The 13,197-nt window shown below is 66.2% G+C and carries 8 protein-coding genes; 6 read left to right on the top strand and 2 right to left on the bottom strand.

Going from position 1 to position 13,197, the window contains the following annotated elements; all coding sequences use genetic code 11:
* The first annotated feature begins 159 nt into the window (after positions 1–159).
* Together ftsZ and lpxC are read left to right on the top strand one after the other, a co-directional pair.
* Positions 160–1,407, top strand: coding sequence for a cell division protein FtsZ (gene ftsZ, locus H9654_RS15275; RefSeq protein ID WP_101100363.1), 1,248 nt, complete (start codon positions 160–162; stop codon positions 1,405–1,407).
* A gap of 218 nt (positions 1,408–1,625) precedes the next feature.
* Positions 1,626–2,537 carry a UDP-3-O-acyl-N-acetylglucosamine deacetylase gene (gene lpxC, locus H9654_RS15270; protein ID WP_191771649.1) on the top strand — a complete coding sequence of 304 codons (912 nt, stop codon included), beginning with the start codon at positions 1,626–1,628 and terminating at the stop codon, positions 2,535–2,537.
* Between the two features lie 274 nt (positions 2,538–2,811).
* Here the strand turns inward: lpxC and H9654_RS15265 are convergent, their stop codons facing one another.
* A complete protein-coding gene (locus tag H9654_RS15265; protein WP_042613655.1) occupies positions 2,812–3,252 on the bottom strand; it encodes a DciA family protein in 441 nt (146 codons plus the stop codon).
* 12 nt (positions 3,253–3,264) lie between these two features.
* Here H9654_RS15265 and H9654_RS15260 point away from each other — a divergent pair, with 12 nt between their 5' ends.
* The 4 genes from H9654_RS15260 to H9654_RS15245 all read left to right on the top strand — a co-directional run bounded on the left by H9654_RS15260 (position 3,265) and on the right by H9654_RS15245 (position 12,440).
* Entirely contained in the window at positions 3,265–4,218 is a 954-nt protein-coding gene (locus H9654_RS15260) for a M23 family metallopeptidase (protein ID WP_191771647.1), read from the top strand.
* A 230-nt stretch (positions 4,219–4,448) separates the two neighbouring features.
* Positions 4,449–7,178, top strand: a complete 2,730-nt coding sequence (gene secA, locus H9654_RS15255; protein WP_191771645.1) for a preprotein translocase subunit SecA — start codon at positions 4,449–4,451, stop codon at positions 7,176–7,178.
* Between the two features lie 399 nt (positions 7,179–7,577).
* Positions 7,578–11,252, top strand: coding sequence for an autotransporter outer membrane beta-barrel domain-containing protein (locus H9654_RS15250; RefSeq protein WP_225212102.1), 3,675 nt, complete (start codon positions 7,578–7,580; stop codon positions 11,250–11,252).
* Between the two features lie 234 nt (positions 11,253–11,486).
* Positions 11,487–12,440, top strand: a complete 954-nt coding sequence (locus H9654_RS15245) for a Nudix family hydrolase (protein WP_191771643.1) — start codon at positions 11,487–11,489, stop codon at positions 12,438–12,440.
* A 169-nt stretch (positions 12,441–12,609) separates the two neighbouring features.
* On the opposite strand, the gene H9654_RS15240 is transcribed toward H9654_RS15245, so the two are convergent.
* Positions 12,610–13,185 (bottom strand): DUF4124 domain-containing protein, encoded by a 576-nt coding sequence (locus H9654_RS15240; RefSeq protein ID WP_191771641.1) that lies wholly within the window; start codon positions 13,183–13,185, stop codon positions 12,610–12,612.
* Positions 13,186–13,197: the final 12 nt, after the last annotated feature.

Below are 13,197 nucleotides of genomic sequence, written 5' to 3'. Positions count from 1 at the left end.
ATGCCGGCCCCGGCCGGCTGCTTTGAAACGCAACACCGCAACACACCGCAACACACGGCAACAACAAACCACTACAGCCGCAACGGCGGCATGCAGCGGAAGGCAGGATGCCTCACCCGCAACATGCCAAAGGAAGCGGATACAACCGAGGACACGGACATGGCGCATTTTGAACTGATCGAAAAGATGGCACCCAATGCGGTGATCAAGGTGGTTGGCGTGGGCGGCGGCGGCGGCAACGCCGTGGCGCACATGGTCAACTCAGCGGTGGACGGGGTGGAATTCATCACCGCCAACACCGACTCGCAGGCCATCAAGAATTGCGGTGCGAAGCTGCAGCTGCAGCTGGGCACCAATGTCACCAAGGGCCTGGGCGCCGGCGCGAATCCGGAAGTCGGCCGCCAGGCCGCGCTGGAAGACCGCGAGCGCATCATGGACGCGCTGCAGGGTGCGGACATGGTCTTCATCACCGCCGGCATGGGCGGTGGCACCGGTACCGGTGCTGCACCGGTGGTGGCGCAGCTGGCCAAGGAGATGGGCATCCTGACCGTCGCCGTGGTCACCAAGCCGTTCCCGTTCGAAGGCCGTCGCCGCATGCAGGTCGCACTGAAGGGCATCGAAGAACTGAGCCAGCACTGCGACTCGCTGATCACCATCCCCAATGAAAAGCTGATCACCGTGCTGGGCCGCAACGCCACCATGATCCAGGCCTTCCGTGCCGCCAACGACGTGCTGCAGGGCGCCGTGCAGGGCATCGCCGACCTGATCGTGCGTCCGGGCCTGATCAACGTCGACTTCGCCGACGTGCGCACCGTCATGTCCGAAATGGGCCTGGCGATGATGGGTACCGGCACCGCCCGTGGCGATGACCGCGCTCAGGCTGCGGCCGAATCGGCCATCCAGAACCCGCTGCTGGACGATGTGAACCTGGCCGGTGCCAACGGCATCCTGGTCAACATCACCGCCGGTGCGGACTTCACGATGGCCGAATTCGACGAGATCGGCCGCACCATCGACGGCTTCGCTTCGGAAGATGCCACGGTCGTGGTCGGCACCGTGCTGGATCCGGACATGCAGGACGAAGTGCGCGTCACCGTGGTGGCCACCGGCCTGAACCGCGTGGTCGCCGGCAAGACCCAGCGTCCGGGCGAGCGTGCACCGATCAAGCTGGTCCGCAACGCCACCACCGGCCAGCCGGAGTTCTCCGACTTCGACAACGGCGGCGATGCGGTTTCCAAGGCCGTCGGTGGCGTGGGCCTGGGCCTGCGTCGGGCCAGCAGCGACAGCGTGGCGACGTCCTCGTCGGCCTCCTCCTCGTCCGCTTCCAGCAGCTCCACCACGCAGACCGCTGAACTGCCCAACGACTACCTGGACATCCCGGCGTTCCTGCGCCGCCAGGCGGACTGATCGCCGGCGCCGGGGTTGTCCTCCCCGGTCACCAGCACCATGTCCTGCACTACAGGCGCCGGGCCAGGATGGGCCCGGCAGCCCTGTCATGCATGAGCTTTACCTGCATCGCGCCGTGACCCGCCTGGCTTCAGCCGGGGTAGGGCCGGTCGCGTGTTAATCTGTCCCACCCCTTGGGCAGGCCATCGCGGCCCGCCGCATGCATCTGGCCACACCCCATGATCCCGCAACGTACCCTCAAGAACACGATCCGTGCCACCGGCGTTGGCCTGCACAGTGGTGACAAGGTCTACATGACCCTGCGCCCGGCACCGGTCAACCATGGCATCGTGTTCCGTCGCGTGGACCTGGATCCGGTGGTCGACGTGCCGGCCAAGGCCGAGCTCGTCACCGAGGTGACCCTGTGCACCGGCCTGACCTGCAACGACGCCAAGATCCAGACCGTCGAACACCTGATGTCGGCACTGGCTGGCCTCGGCGTGGACAACATCATCGTCGAACTGTCCTCGGCCGAGCTGCCGATCATGGACGGTTCGTCCGGCCCGTTCGTGTTCCTGCTGCAGTCGGCGGGCATCATCGAACAGGATGCCGCCAAGCGCTTCATCCGCGTGCTGAAGACCGTCGAAGTCTCCGAAGGCGACAAGGTCGCGCGCTTCGAACCTTATGAAGGCTACAGGCTGGGCTTCACCATCCAGTTCGACCACCCGATGATCCCGGCCAAGCAGTCGCGGCAGGAAATCGAGTTCTCCACCGCGGCCTACACCAAGGAAATCTCCCGCGCGCGCACCTTCGGCTTCATGCGTGACCTGGAATACATGCGCGAGCGCAACCTCGGCCTCGGCGGGTCGATGGACAACGCCATCGTGCTCGACGAATTCCGGGTGCTGAACGAAGACGGCCTGCGTTACGCAGACGAGTTCGTACGTCACAAGATCCTGGACGCGATCGGCGATCTTTATCTCGCCGGGGGCCAGGTGCTGGGCGCCTACGAAGGATTCAAGTCGGGCCATGCACTGAACAACAAGCTGGTGCGGGCGCTGATGGCCGATGCGACCGCGTGGGAATGGGTGAGCTACGACTCACCGGCGGCGGCAGAACCTGTCGCCTATGGCGCCCCCGCTTACGCTTGAAAAAGCCTTTCTGCATCAACAGTTTGACGCCGCCCCCCGGGCGGCGTTCCGCGTTCTGGCGATGCCAAAAGTGACGCAACGGGTCCAAGCGCCCAGCGCGTCACAGTTTGTGAACCTGTTCCGCTAAAAGACTGAACTTAACGTTTAAATAACAAAACCCTAACGACTGAGCGGCCTTCCGCCGTTAGGATGCCCCACGGTCCTCGTAAAGTTTCACGCCACTTCCACGGAATGTTGGCATCGCGGGGAGGCGGAGCCGGAGGCTTCGCGGTCATCAGGACCTGGACGGTTTCGTGTCCTGGAGGCTAGCCAAGGCGTCGCGTAGTCCTTTGTGCGTGGCGGCTGAAACTGCGTGGGGTCCGTTCCGGTTGTCGATCGCTGGGGAGCGTGGTGGAGCGGGGGACGCAGTCTTGATGGTCACTTTCGTGGCCTTCAGCCCGATGGACCGGGCCGCGTTGATCAACTGTGCTTCGGCGAGCCGCACCTTGGCGTGCCACACAGGGGATTCAACGAGAAAAACGAGGTGCTCGTCGTTCACGTTGGCCAGCCGGCAATGGCTGCGCAGGCTGGGCGGCAGATGGGGGCGCAACTGCAGGTCCAACGCATCGAGCCACAGGGCACGACGCAGCGGGTTCCCGCTCTTGTCACCCATGACTGCATCCAGTGCCGGTTTCGGTGCTGAGGCAGGACGGGTACTGGATTTCGGCTCAGACATGAAAACTCACTGATGGCATTTAAAAAGATCGTAATCAAAACGCGTGATGGAAAGGCAAAAACGCCACTTGCGCGTCTTCGCTTCTATTTCGAGGATCGCCCCCGCGCCCTGTTGGGCAGCGTGCTGGGCATGGGCTGCATTATCGGCTTCGCCGGTGGAATGGGCGCCAACCTGCTCGGCGACTCCCGCCTGCAGGCCAAGGTCGACCGCCAGGAACGCGAACTGGCGCAGGTCCGCCTGCAGTCACAGACCGAAGTCAACGCCCTCGCTGCCCGCCTCGGCGAGCTGCAGGCGCAGGCCACCCGGCTCAACGCCCTGGGTGAGCGCCTGACCCAGATGGGCAAGCTGGAAGACGGTGAATTCGACTTCCAGGAAACCCCCGGCTTGGGTGACGGCGATTCCGGTGGCCCGACCGTGGACATCCCGGTCAAGGACATCAACGCCGACTTACAGGTGCTGGAGCAGCGGTTCGCTGCTTCAGGCAGCCAGCTTTCGGTGATGGAATCGCTGATGTTCGACCACCAGCTGCAGCAGAACGCCGTGCCCTCGCGCATGCCGATCCGCAACAGCTACGTGACCTCCAGCTTCGGCACCCGCGCCGATCCGTTCGGCCGCGGTGCGCGCAGCCACAAGGGCATCGATTTCCATGCCAAGGTCGGCGACCCGGTGATGTCGGTGGCCGAGGGCGTGGTCAGCTTCTCCGGCGTGAAGGGCGGCTACGGAAACGTGGTGGACGTCGACCACGGCAACGGCTACGTCACCCGCTATGCGCACAATTCACGGCTGGTGGTGAAGGTCGGTGACCTGGTCCGTGCCGGGCAGGAAGTGGCCAAGGCCGGTTCCACCGGTCGTTCCACCGGTGCCCACGTGCACTTTGAAGTCTGGGAAAGCGGCCGGGTGGTCAATCCCCGCAAGTTCCTCGGCGATGGCGGCAACACGCCGGTGGGTCGCGTCTCCCGCGGCTGACCGATGGTGTAGGTGGCGACCTTGGTCGCCACACCCTGATGCGCTCGCCGAGCATGGGTTTGCGATACCGTCCCGGCCCGCGAACCGCCAAGCGCTTGAAACCCCCGACCTCCATCCCAAGTTACAATGGGTGATGCCATCGACGGGGCGCTGGGCGCCCCGTTTCGTTTGCGGCGGGCGGATTCCTGAAGGGAGCCGTGCCGGCGTTCACCTGACAACCGGTTCCCTCAATGATCAACAGCCTGCTTACCCGCGTTTTCGGCAGTCGTAATGAACGACAGCTGCGCCAGCTCAACCGCATCGTCGCCAAGGTCAATGCGCTGGAGCCGGACATGGAGAAGCTCAGCGATGCGCAGCTCCAGGCCAAGACGCCGGAGTTCAAGCAGCGCATCGCCGAAGGCGAGGCCCTGGACAAGGTGTTGCCGGAAGCGTTCGCGGTCTGCCGTGAAGCCAGCCGCCGCGTGCTCGGCATGCGCCATTACGATGTGCAGCTGATCGGCGGCATGGTGCTGCACCTGGGCAAGATCGCCGAGATGCGCACCGGTGAAGGCAAGACCCTGGTGGCGACCCTGCCGGTGTACCTGAACGCGCTGGAAGGCAAGGGCGTCCACGTGGTCACGGTGAACGACTACCTGGCCCGCCGTGACTCGGCGCAGATGGGCAAGCTGTACAACTGGCTGGGCCTGAGCGTTGGCGTGGTGTACCCGGGCATGCCGCACGGCGACAAGCGCGAAGCCTATGGCAGCGACATCACTTACGGCACCAACAACGAATTCGGTTTCGACTACCTGCGCGACAACATGGCGCTGTCCAAGGCCGACCGCTACCAGCGCGGCCTGCATTACGCCATCGTCGATGAAGTCGACTCCATCCTGATCGACGAAGCGCGTACCCCGCTGATCATCTCCGGCCCGGCCGATGATTCCCCGGAGCTGTACATCCGCGTCAACCGCATCGTGCCGAACCTGGTCAAACAGGAAAGCGAAGAGGGCGACGGCGACTTCTGGATCGACGAGAAGGGCAAGCAGGTCCACCTGTCCGAAGCGGGCATGGAACACGCCGAGCGCCTGCTGGTGGAAGCCGGCATCCTGGATGCCGAAACCGAAGGCCTGTACGCGGCGCAGAACCTGACCGTTGTGCACCACCTCAACGCCGCCCTGCGCGCGCACGCCATCTACCAGCGCGACGTGGATTACATCGTGCGCGACGGCGAAGTGGTCATCGTCGATGAGTTCACCGGCCGCACCCTGGCCGGCCGCCGCTGGTCCGATGGCCTGCACCAGGCGGTGGAAGCGAAGGAAGGCGTGCCGGTCCAGCGCGAAAACCAGACCCTGGCCAGCATCACCTTCCAGAACCTGTTCCGCATGTACGGCAAGCTGTCCGGCATGACCGGCACCGCCGATACCGAAGCCTTCGAATTCCAGAGCATCTACAACCTGGAAGTGGTGGTCATCCCGACCAACCGCCCGACCATCCGCAAGGACTCGCCGGACCAGGTGTTCCTCAACCGCCAGGGCAAGTTCAACGCGGTGCTGGCCGACATCCAGGAATGCAACAAGCGCGGCCAGCCGGTGCTGGTCGGCACCACCTCGATTGAAACCTCGGAAATGCTGTCCGAACACCTGCGCAAGGCCGGCGTGCACCACGAAGTGCTCAACGCCAAGCAGCATGACCGCGAAGCGACCATCGTCGCCAACGCCGGTCGTCCGGGCGCGGTGACCATCGCCACCAACATGGCTGGTCGCGGTACCGACATCGTGCTGGGTGGTTCGCTGGAAACCGAACTGCACGAGATGGGCGAAGAGGCCAGCGACGCAGAGCGTGCAGCCGCCAAGGCCGAATGGCAGAAGCGCCATGACGCGGTCAAGGCGGCCGGCGGCCTGCACATCGTCGGTACCGAGCGCCACGAATCGCGCCGTATCGACAACCAGCTGCGTGGCCGTTCCGGCCGCCAGGGCGATCCGGGTTCGTCCCGTTTCTACCTGTCGCTGGAAGACAACCTGATGCGCATCTTCGCCTCGGACTGGGTGCAGAAAGCGATGCGCATGATGGGCATGAAGGAAGACGACGTCATCGAGGACCGCCTGGTGAGCCGCCAGATCGAGAAGGCGCAGCGCAAGGTGGAAGCGCACAACTTCGACATCCGCAAGAACCTGCTGGACTTCGACGACGTCAACAACGACCAGCGCAAGGTGATCTACGCCCAGCGCGACGAACTGCTGGACGCCGAGTCGGTGAAGGACAACGTCGATGGCATCCGCGACGATGTGATCTTCGACATCGTGGCGCGCTTCGTGCCGCCGAACTCGATCGACGAGCAGTGGGACCTGCCGGGCCTGGAAGCCACGCTGCTGTCTGATTTCGGCCTTGAAATGTCGGTCACCGACCTGGTCAGGCAGCACGAGGAGCTGGACGCCGAAGCCATCGCGCAGAAGGTGCAGGAGCGCGTCAACGCACACTTCGAGGCGAAGGAAACCGGCGTTGGTCCGGAGACCATGCGCGCGCTGGAAAAGCACGTCATGCTGACCGTGCTCGACCAGAGCTGGAAGGAACATCTGGCGCGCATGGATTACCTGCGCCAGGGCATCTACCTGCGTGGTTACGCGCAGAAGCAGCCCAAGCAGGAATACAAGAAGGAAGCTTTCGAGCTGTTCTCCGGCATGCTGGAAGACGTCAAGCGCGAAGTGGTGACCATGCTCTCGCGCGTGCGCATCCGCAGCGACGAGGAAGTGGCGGCACTGGAAGCGGCCGAGCGCCAGCAGGTGCAGGCGCGCCTGAGCCAGTCGCAGTTCCAGCACCAGGATGCCGGCGGCTATGGCGCCGACGAAGAAGCTGCACAGGTGCAGGCCGCACAGCAGGACGGCCTGTCGCAGGGCGGCGAGCCGAAGATCGGTCGCAACGATCCGTGCCCGTGCGGCAGCGGCAAGAAGTACAAGCACTGCCACGGTCAGTTGAGCTGATTCACCTTCGCTGATGCAGATCGAAAAGAACCCCGCGCAAGCGGGGTTTTTTTTACGCTGCAAGCGTCACGCCGGCGTGTCGCTATTGCCGCGCCGGCGGCAAGCGCGCGTCGTTATTGCCATAAAAACAGGCGACGAACTGCGGGAAATGCGCGACCACAAATGCATCACCTGCGATATGCCTCATGTGATCGATTTCACCTATTGGACCCAATCAGAATTCTCTGACCTTCGTGTCGGGTGCATCCCCACACGAAAGTGGGGAGCACCCCCTCGGATTTTCCTGACATGCCCCTTAGGGTCACTGGCCCCGCGCGTTCTTCCACACGCAGGGTTCCAGCGCGCACCCCGGCGCGCGACGCGCTCACCCGCGTCCTGATCGTCATCCCAAGGAGCTTCATGAACAGGATTTACCGTTTGGTCTTCAACCGCGCTACCGGTGCCATGCAGGTGGCCTCTGAACTTGCGTCCGGCACGTCCTCGCCGGCCCGCAGCGTCGGTGCAACGCGCCGTCGCTCACCGCTCGGCGTCGCCGTGGTTGCCGCGCTGTGCGTGGGTGCCGCTGCGGCACCTTCCGCATTCGCGGTGCCCTACGACTTCACCAGCGACGAAGTCATCGGCGACACCCGTGTCTACGCCGACGGCTTCTTCATCGGCAACACCGGCGCGGTGGCGATCGACCTGGTCGGCGGCGGCCAGTTGACGTCCAACGGCCTGGTATCGCTGGGTACCGTTGCCGGCGCCGACGGCACCCTGCGGGTGATCGGCCCGACCGCTTACCTGCAGATGACCGGCGCGGCACTGCGTATCGGCGAGGCCGGCGCCGGCACCCTGCAGCTGCTCGACGGTGGTACGGCCACGTCCAACAACACGGTGTCGCTGGGTTATGGCGCTGGCGGTACCGGCAACGCGCTGGTACGTGGCGCCGACTCCAGCCTGACCGCACGCCAGCTGCTGGTTGGGCGCCAGGGCACCGGCACGCTGGATATCGATGGCGGTCGCGTCACCAGCACGATGGCTTATACGGTAGTGAACAACTTCGGCGTCAGCCTCGGTTCGGACCCGGCGGGCAGCGGCACGATCAACGTCCGCAACGGCGGCCAGCTTCTGGTTACCGACAACAATCTGCTGGTCGGCCAGGTGGGCCAGGGTCGCCTGGACGTGGACGGCGGTCGCGTCGAGGCCGGTCGCGGCATCTATGTTGGCGCAGGCACGCAGTCCGGTGCCACCCAGGGCGGTCGCGGTGAGATCACTGTCAGCGGCGGCGGCCAGCTGGTGTCGCAGGATCTGGTGCTTGGCGCCTCCAACAACGCGACCGGCACGCTGAGCGTCAGCGGAGCGGGATCGGTGGTCGACGCCGCCACCGTGCGGGTGGGCCAGAACGGTGACGGCACGCTGCGCGTAGAGGCTGGCGGCGTGGTCACCGCCGACGAAGTCAATGCGGAAAAGTACGACGCACTGGGCAGCGGTGATTACGGCCAGACAGGAAGCATCGTGGTGACCGGTGCCGGCTCGGCGATCCGTGCCGCGCGCGTGGATGCGAGCAACCACTTGGTGCTGGAAGCCGGTGGCGTGATCGAATCCGATCGCGCGGCGATCAAGGACAGCTTCGGCCCGACCGCCAGCACGGCACGCATCACCGGCGCGGATACGCGCTGGACCAATACCGGTGCGATGGCCATCAGCACCAACCTGGACGTGCTGGACGGCGCGGTCATCCGCAGTGATTCGGTCAACATCAGCGGCGGCCTTAATGACGTCACCATGACGCCGGCGTTGCTGGACGAACAGGTGCGTGTCAGTGGCGCCGGATCGGCCATCGAAGCGGTGAACGGCCTGACGGTCGGCGCGGTGCTGATGCGCGGTCCGTACGGCATGTTGAGTGTGAACAACGGTGGGCGGGTGGCCGGTGGCAGCGGCATCCTGCTGGACCAGAGCGGATACCTGGTGCTGGGCGGCGGCATGGCGACATGGTCGGTGGCCGACGGCGGCCCGCAGTGGCTGGCCGCCGAAGAAGCCGGCACGCTGGATGGCGCAGCGATCTCGATGGACAGCAACGCCGGCGGCCTGGTGTTCAACCACACCGGTGACATCACGCTGGGCAACACCATCCAGACCGTTTCTACGGGATCGTCCAATGCCCACCTGCACGGCGGTGCGCTGACCCAGGTGTCGGGCAACACCACGCTCGATGGTGACCTGCGCGCGTTCGGCGGCGACATCACCGTCAACGGCGGCAGCCTGGTGATCAACTCGGACATGTACGCGGGCGAAGGCTACACAGGCCCCAGCCAGGCCCTGCAGCAGCAGATCGACGTGCGTGGCGGAACACTGGTGCTGAACGGTGCGGCAGGCTTCCAGCAGACCATCGATTTCGGTGCGGGTCTCGGCAGCGAGGTGCGTCGAAGCTCGCTGGCTGAAGTCAGCGGCAGCGGCGTGCTGGCCGGCAATGCGACGGTCGGCACCACCTATGTGCGCGATGGCGGCACGCTGTCGCCGGGCCACGCCGGTGTCGGCACGATGACCATCGACGGCGACCTGTTCTACAACGCCAACGCGCTGCTGCCCGAACAGGTCGCGAACAAGGCCTTCTTCGACGTGGACGTGCTGGGCAACGGACAGGCCGACCTGCTGACCGTGGCCGGCAAGGCCTACATCGGGCACGGTGCCAATACCGGCCTGACCGGCGACACCGGCGTGCGTGTCACCGCGCTGGATCCGGCGGCCAGTTACCAGGATGGGCAGAGCTACACGATCCTTACCGCGGCAGGGGGCGTGGCCGGTACCTTCGATGACGTGATCTCGCGTTCGGCGTTCCTGGATACCTCGCTGAGCTATACCGCCAACGATGTGCGCTTGAACATTGCCGTAAAGGGCACCGGCCCGGTCGATCCGCCGGTGGACCCGCCGGTGGACCCGGTCGACCCGCCGGTTGAACCGCCGGTGGATCCGATCACCCCGCCGGTCGATCCGGTCACCCCGCCGCCGCAGGTCTTCGTCGCCGCAGCGGCGACCGGCAACCAGCTCGCCACGGCGGCTGCGCTGGATACGCTGCAGCAGTCCGGTGATCCCCTGGCGCTGTACAACCGCCTGCTGATGCTGGATGCGGACAGCGCCCGCCTGGCGTTTGATGACCTGTCCGGCGAAATCCACGCCAGCAACCGTGCGTTGCTGCTGGAAGACCGCTTCCTGCGCGATGGCATCAGCCAGCGCCTGCGCAGCGGCATGCCGGCCGGCGACGGCCCGTCCGCCTGGATCGGTGGCAGCGGTACCTCCAGCCAGCGCGATGGCAATGGCAGCGCCGCGCGTACCCGCGACCACCGCCAGGGCCTGATGGCCGGTGCCGACTGGAGCATCGGCGAGCGCTGGACCTTCGGCGTGGCCGGTGGCCCGGAGTCGCTGCGCCAGCAGGTCAACGCACGCAATGCGACGACCGACGTGGATGCCGTGCACAGTGGCCTGTATGCCGGTTTCCGTGGCGACAACGCATACGTCAACGGTGGCGCCAGCTACGCCGACTACGAGCTGGATACACGGCGTACGGTCGGTGCGGGCACGGCGTGGGGGCAGACCCTGTCCAACCGCCGCGATGCGCATGCTGTTTCCGGTTTCGTCGAAGGTGGCTGGGATTTCCAGCTCGACGATGCGTTGACGCTGACCCCGTACGTGGCAGTGGCCTACACCCGCCTGTCCACCGATGCCGGCATCGAAACCGGAGGCAATGCCGCCCTGGCGATCGCTGCCAGCAAGGACGAAGCGTGGACCACCACGGCCGGCGTGCGCGCCGCGTGGGACATCAGCGGCGGCCAGCAGGACGGTGCGCGACTGGAAGCCGGGCTGGCCTGGCAGAACGCGGCCGGTGAGCTGCGCGCGGACTCGACCCATCGCTTCGTGGCGGGCAGCGAAGGCTTCACCGTGCAGGGCCTGCCGCTGGCGCGCAACGTCGGCATCGCCGAGCTGGGCGTATCGGTCAACACCTCCAGCCGCAGCCGCCTGTCCTTCGCCGCGCAGGGCCGCGCCGGTGACGGCCAGCGCGAAGTCGGTGCACAGCTGAACTGGAACGTGGCGTTCTGATCCATCGCTGAGCGCTGGCAGGACGGCAACGGGCTCCTTCGGGAGCCCGTTGTCGTTCGGCCGGTCCGATGCCCGCCGAGCATGGCGTGGCGCTACCCGGTAGTGACGGCCGCTGGCCGTCAGGCGGTTGCCCCGGTGGGTGGCGACCGTTGGTTCGATGGGTGACGACCGTTGGTCGTCACAGCGTTCCCATGCAGCTTGCGTCACCTCCGCCATTTTCGGCATGCTGCCCCCATGTCCTCCCCCAAACGATCCATCCATGTGGTGGCTGGCGTCATCACCGATGCGCGCGGCCGCGTGCTGCTCAACCGTCGCACCGAACACAGCGATCTGGCCGGCCTGTGGGAATTCCCGGGCGGCAAGCGCGAACCCGGCGAAAGCTCCGAACAAGCCCTGGCTCGCGAACTGCAGGAAGAACTCGGCATCGAGGCGGACGTCGGCGCTTGGCTGATGGACGTGCCGCAGTCCTACCCTGACAAGGACCTGGTGCTGGAGGTGCGTCACATCCGCAGCTGGAAGGGCAGCCCGCGCGGTCGCGAAGGCCAGGCGATCACCTGGGTGGCGCCGGAAAAGCTGGGACGCTATTCGATGCCGCCGGCCGACCTGCCGGTAGTGGCCGCGCTGCGCCAGCCCGACCGCTACCTGATCACGCCGCCGCCAGCGGACGACGACAGCGACCAGCTGCGCTGGAGCGAGCAACTGCGGCGTGCCCTCGCCGATGGGCACCAGCGCATCCAGCTGCGCCTGCCGCCCGACCACCCACGGCGCGTGGCACTGTGCGAAGCGGTGGTGCGCGACCATCGCCGGGCCGGGCAGTGGCTGCTAAACCGCGATATCGAGCTGGCCCGCACGCTGGGTGTCGGCGTGCATCTGGGGGCCGAGCAACTGGCCACCCTGCAGGAGCGACCGCTGCCGGCTGACCAGCTGGTGGCGGCCTCATGCCATGACCTGTCGCAGCTGCAGGCCGCGCAGCAACTGGGCTGTGACTTCGTGGTGCTGGGGCCGGTACAGGCGACGGCCAGCCATCCCGGTGCCGAGCCGATGGGATGGGAGCGCTTCGCCGCCCTGCGCGCGCAGGTGGCCCTGCCGATCTATGCGCTGGGCGGACTGGGTGCCGATGACATCGTCACCGCCCGCCGCCACGGCGCACAGGGCATCGCTGCCATCCGTGGCCTGTGGCCCGCCTGACCGGCCGTCCGATCAACCGGTAGCGCCGAGCCATGCTCGGCGAGCGCGCAGCGCGGTCTGGGTCCGGCATCGCATTGCCGGAACGGAACGCCGCCGAGCATGGCTATGCCGGTCGTCCTGGCCGGCATCCTGCGGGCCGTCGTTACCCACGCACGCGGCGACGCAGCGGTTACAGCGTGATCCAGAAGCACCCATATTGCCGGCGCAGTCCCAGCACGCTGCGCGCCGGCGTGGCGGTGCCCGGCAGCACCTGCTCCAACCGCAGTGCGATCGGATTGGGGCGATCTTCCGCAGCCTCCGCCAGGCCTTCCGCTGCGGGCAGCAGCGGTTCCTGCGTCTGGGGATACACCGGCACGATATCCACCAGTGGGCGCCGCGCGATGGACTCCAGCTGGCCCAGGATGCGCTGCGCACCGGCGTCGGATACCGACCCCCACAGGTACAACGTGGAAAGACGGTTGACGTCGTTCGCCGCCATCGCGCCACGCAGCGCGCCCACCAGCTCGCTCAGCCGACGCGGGCAGCTGGCGCCGAGCGTGTTGCGTTGCTGGGTGTTGCCGGTGCTCGCGGCAGTGGCTTCCGGCAGCCCCGAACGGGCACCGAGGCTTTCGCAGGGCCGGTCGGTGTAGACACTTTGTCCGCCGGCATCGGTACAGCGGTTCAGGCGCTGCGTCTGCTGCGCCTGGGCCGGCGCAGGCGGGGCGGACAGCAGCAGGAGCAACGGCAGGCAGGCAAGGATTCTCATTGCCTGCAGGGT

The organism is Stenotrophomonas lacuserhaii (assembly GCF_014836545.1).
In the GTDB taxonomy this organism is placed as follows: Bacteria; Pseudomonadota; Gammaproteobacteria; order Xanthomonadales; family Xanthomonadaceae; genus Stenotrophomonas; species Stenotrophomonas lacuserhaii.
Note: the sequence above shows the minus strand (reverse complement) of the source record. Positions and strands in the feature narration are given on the sequence as shown.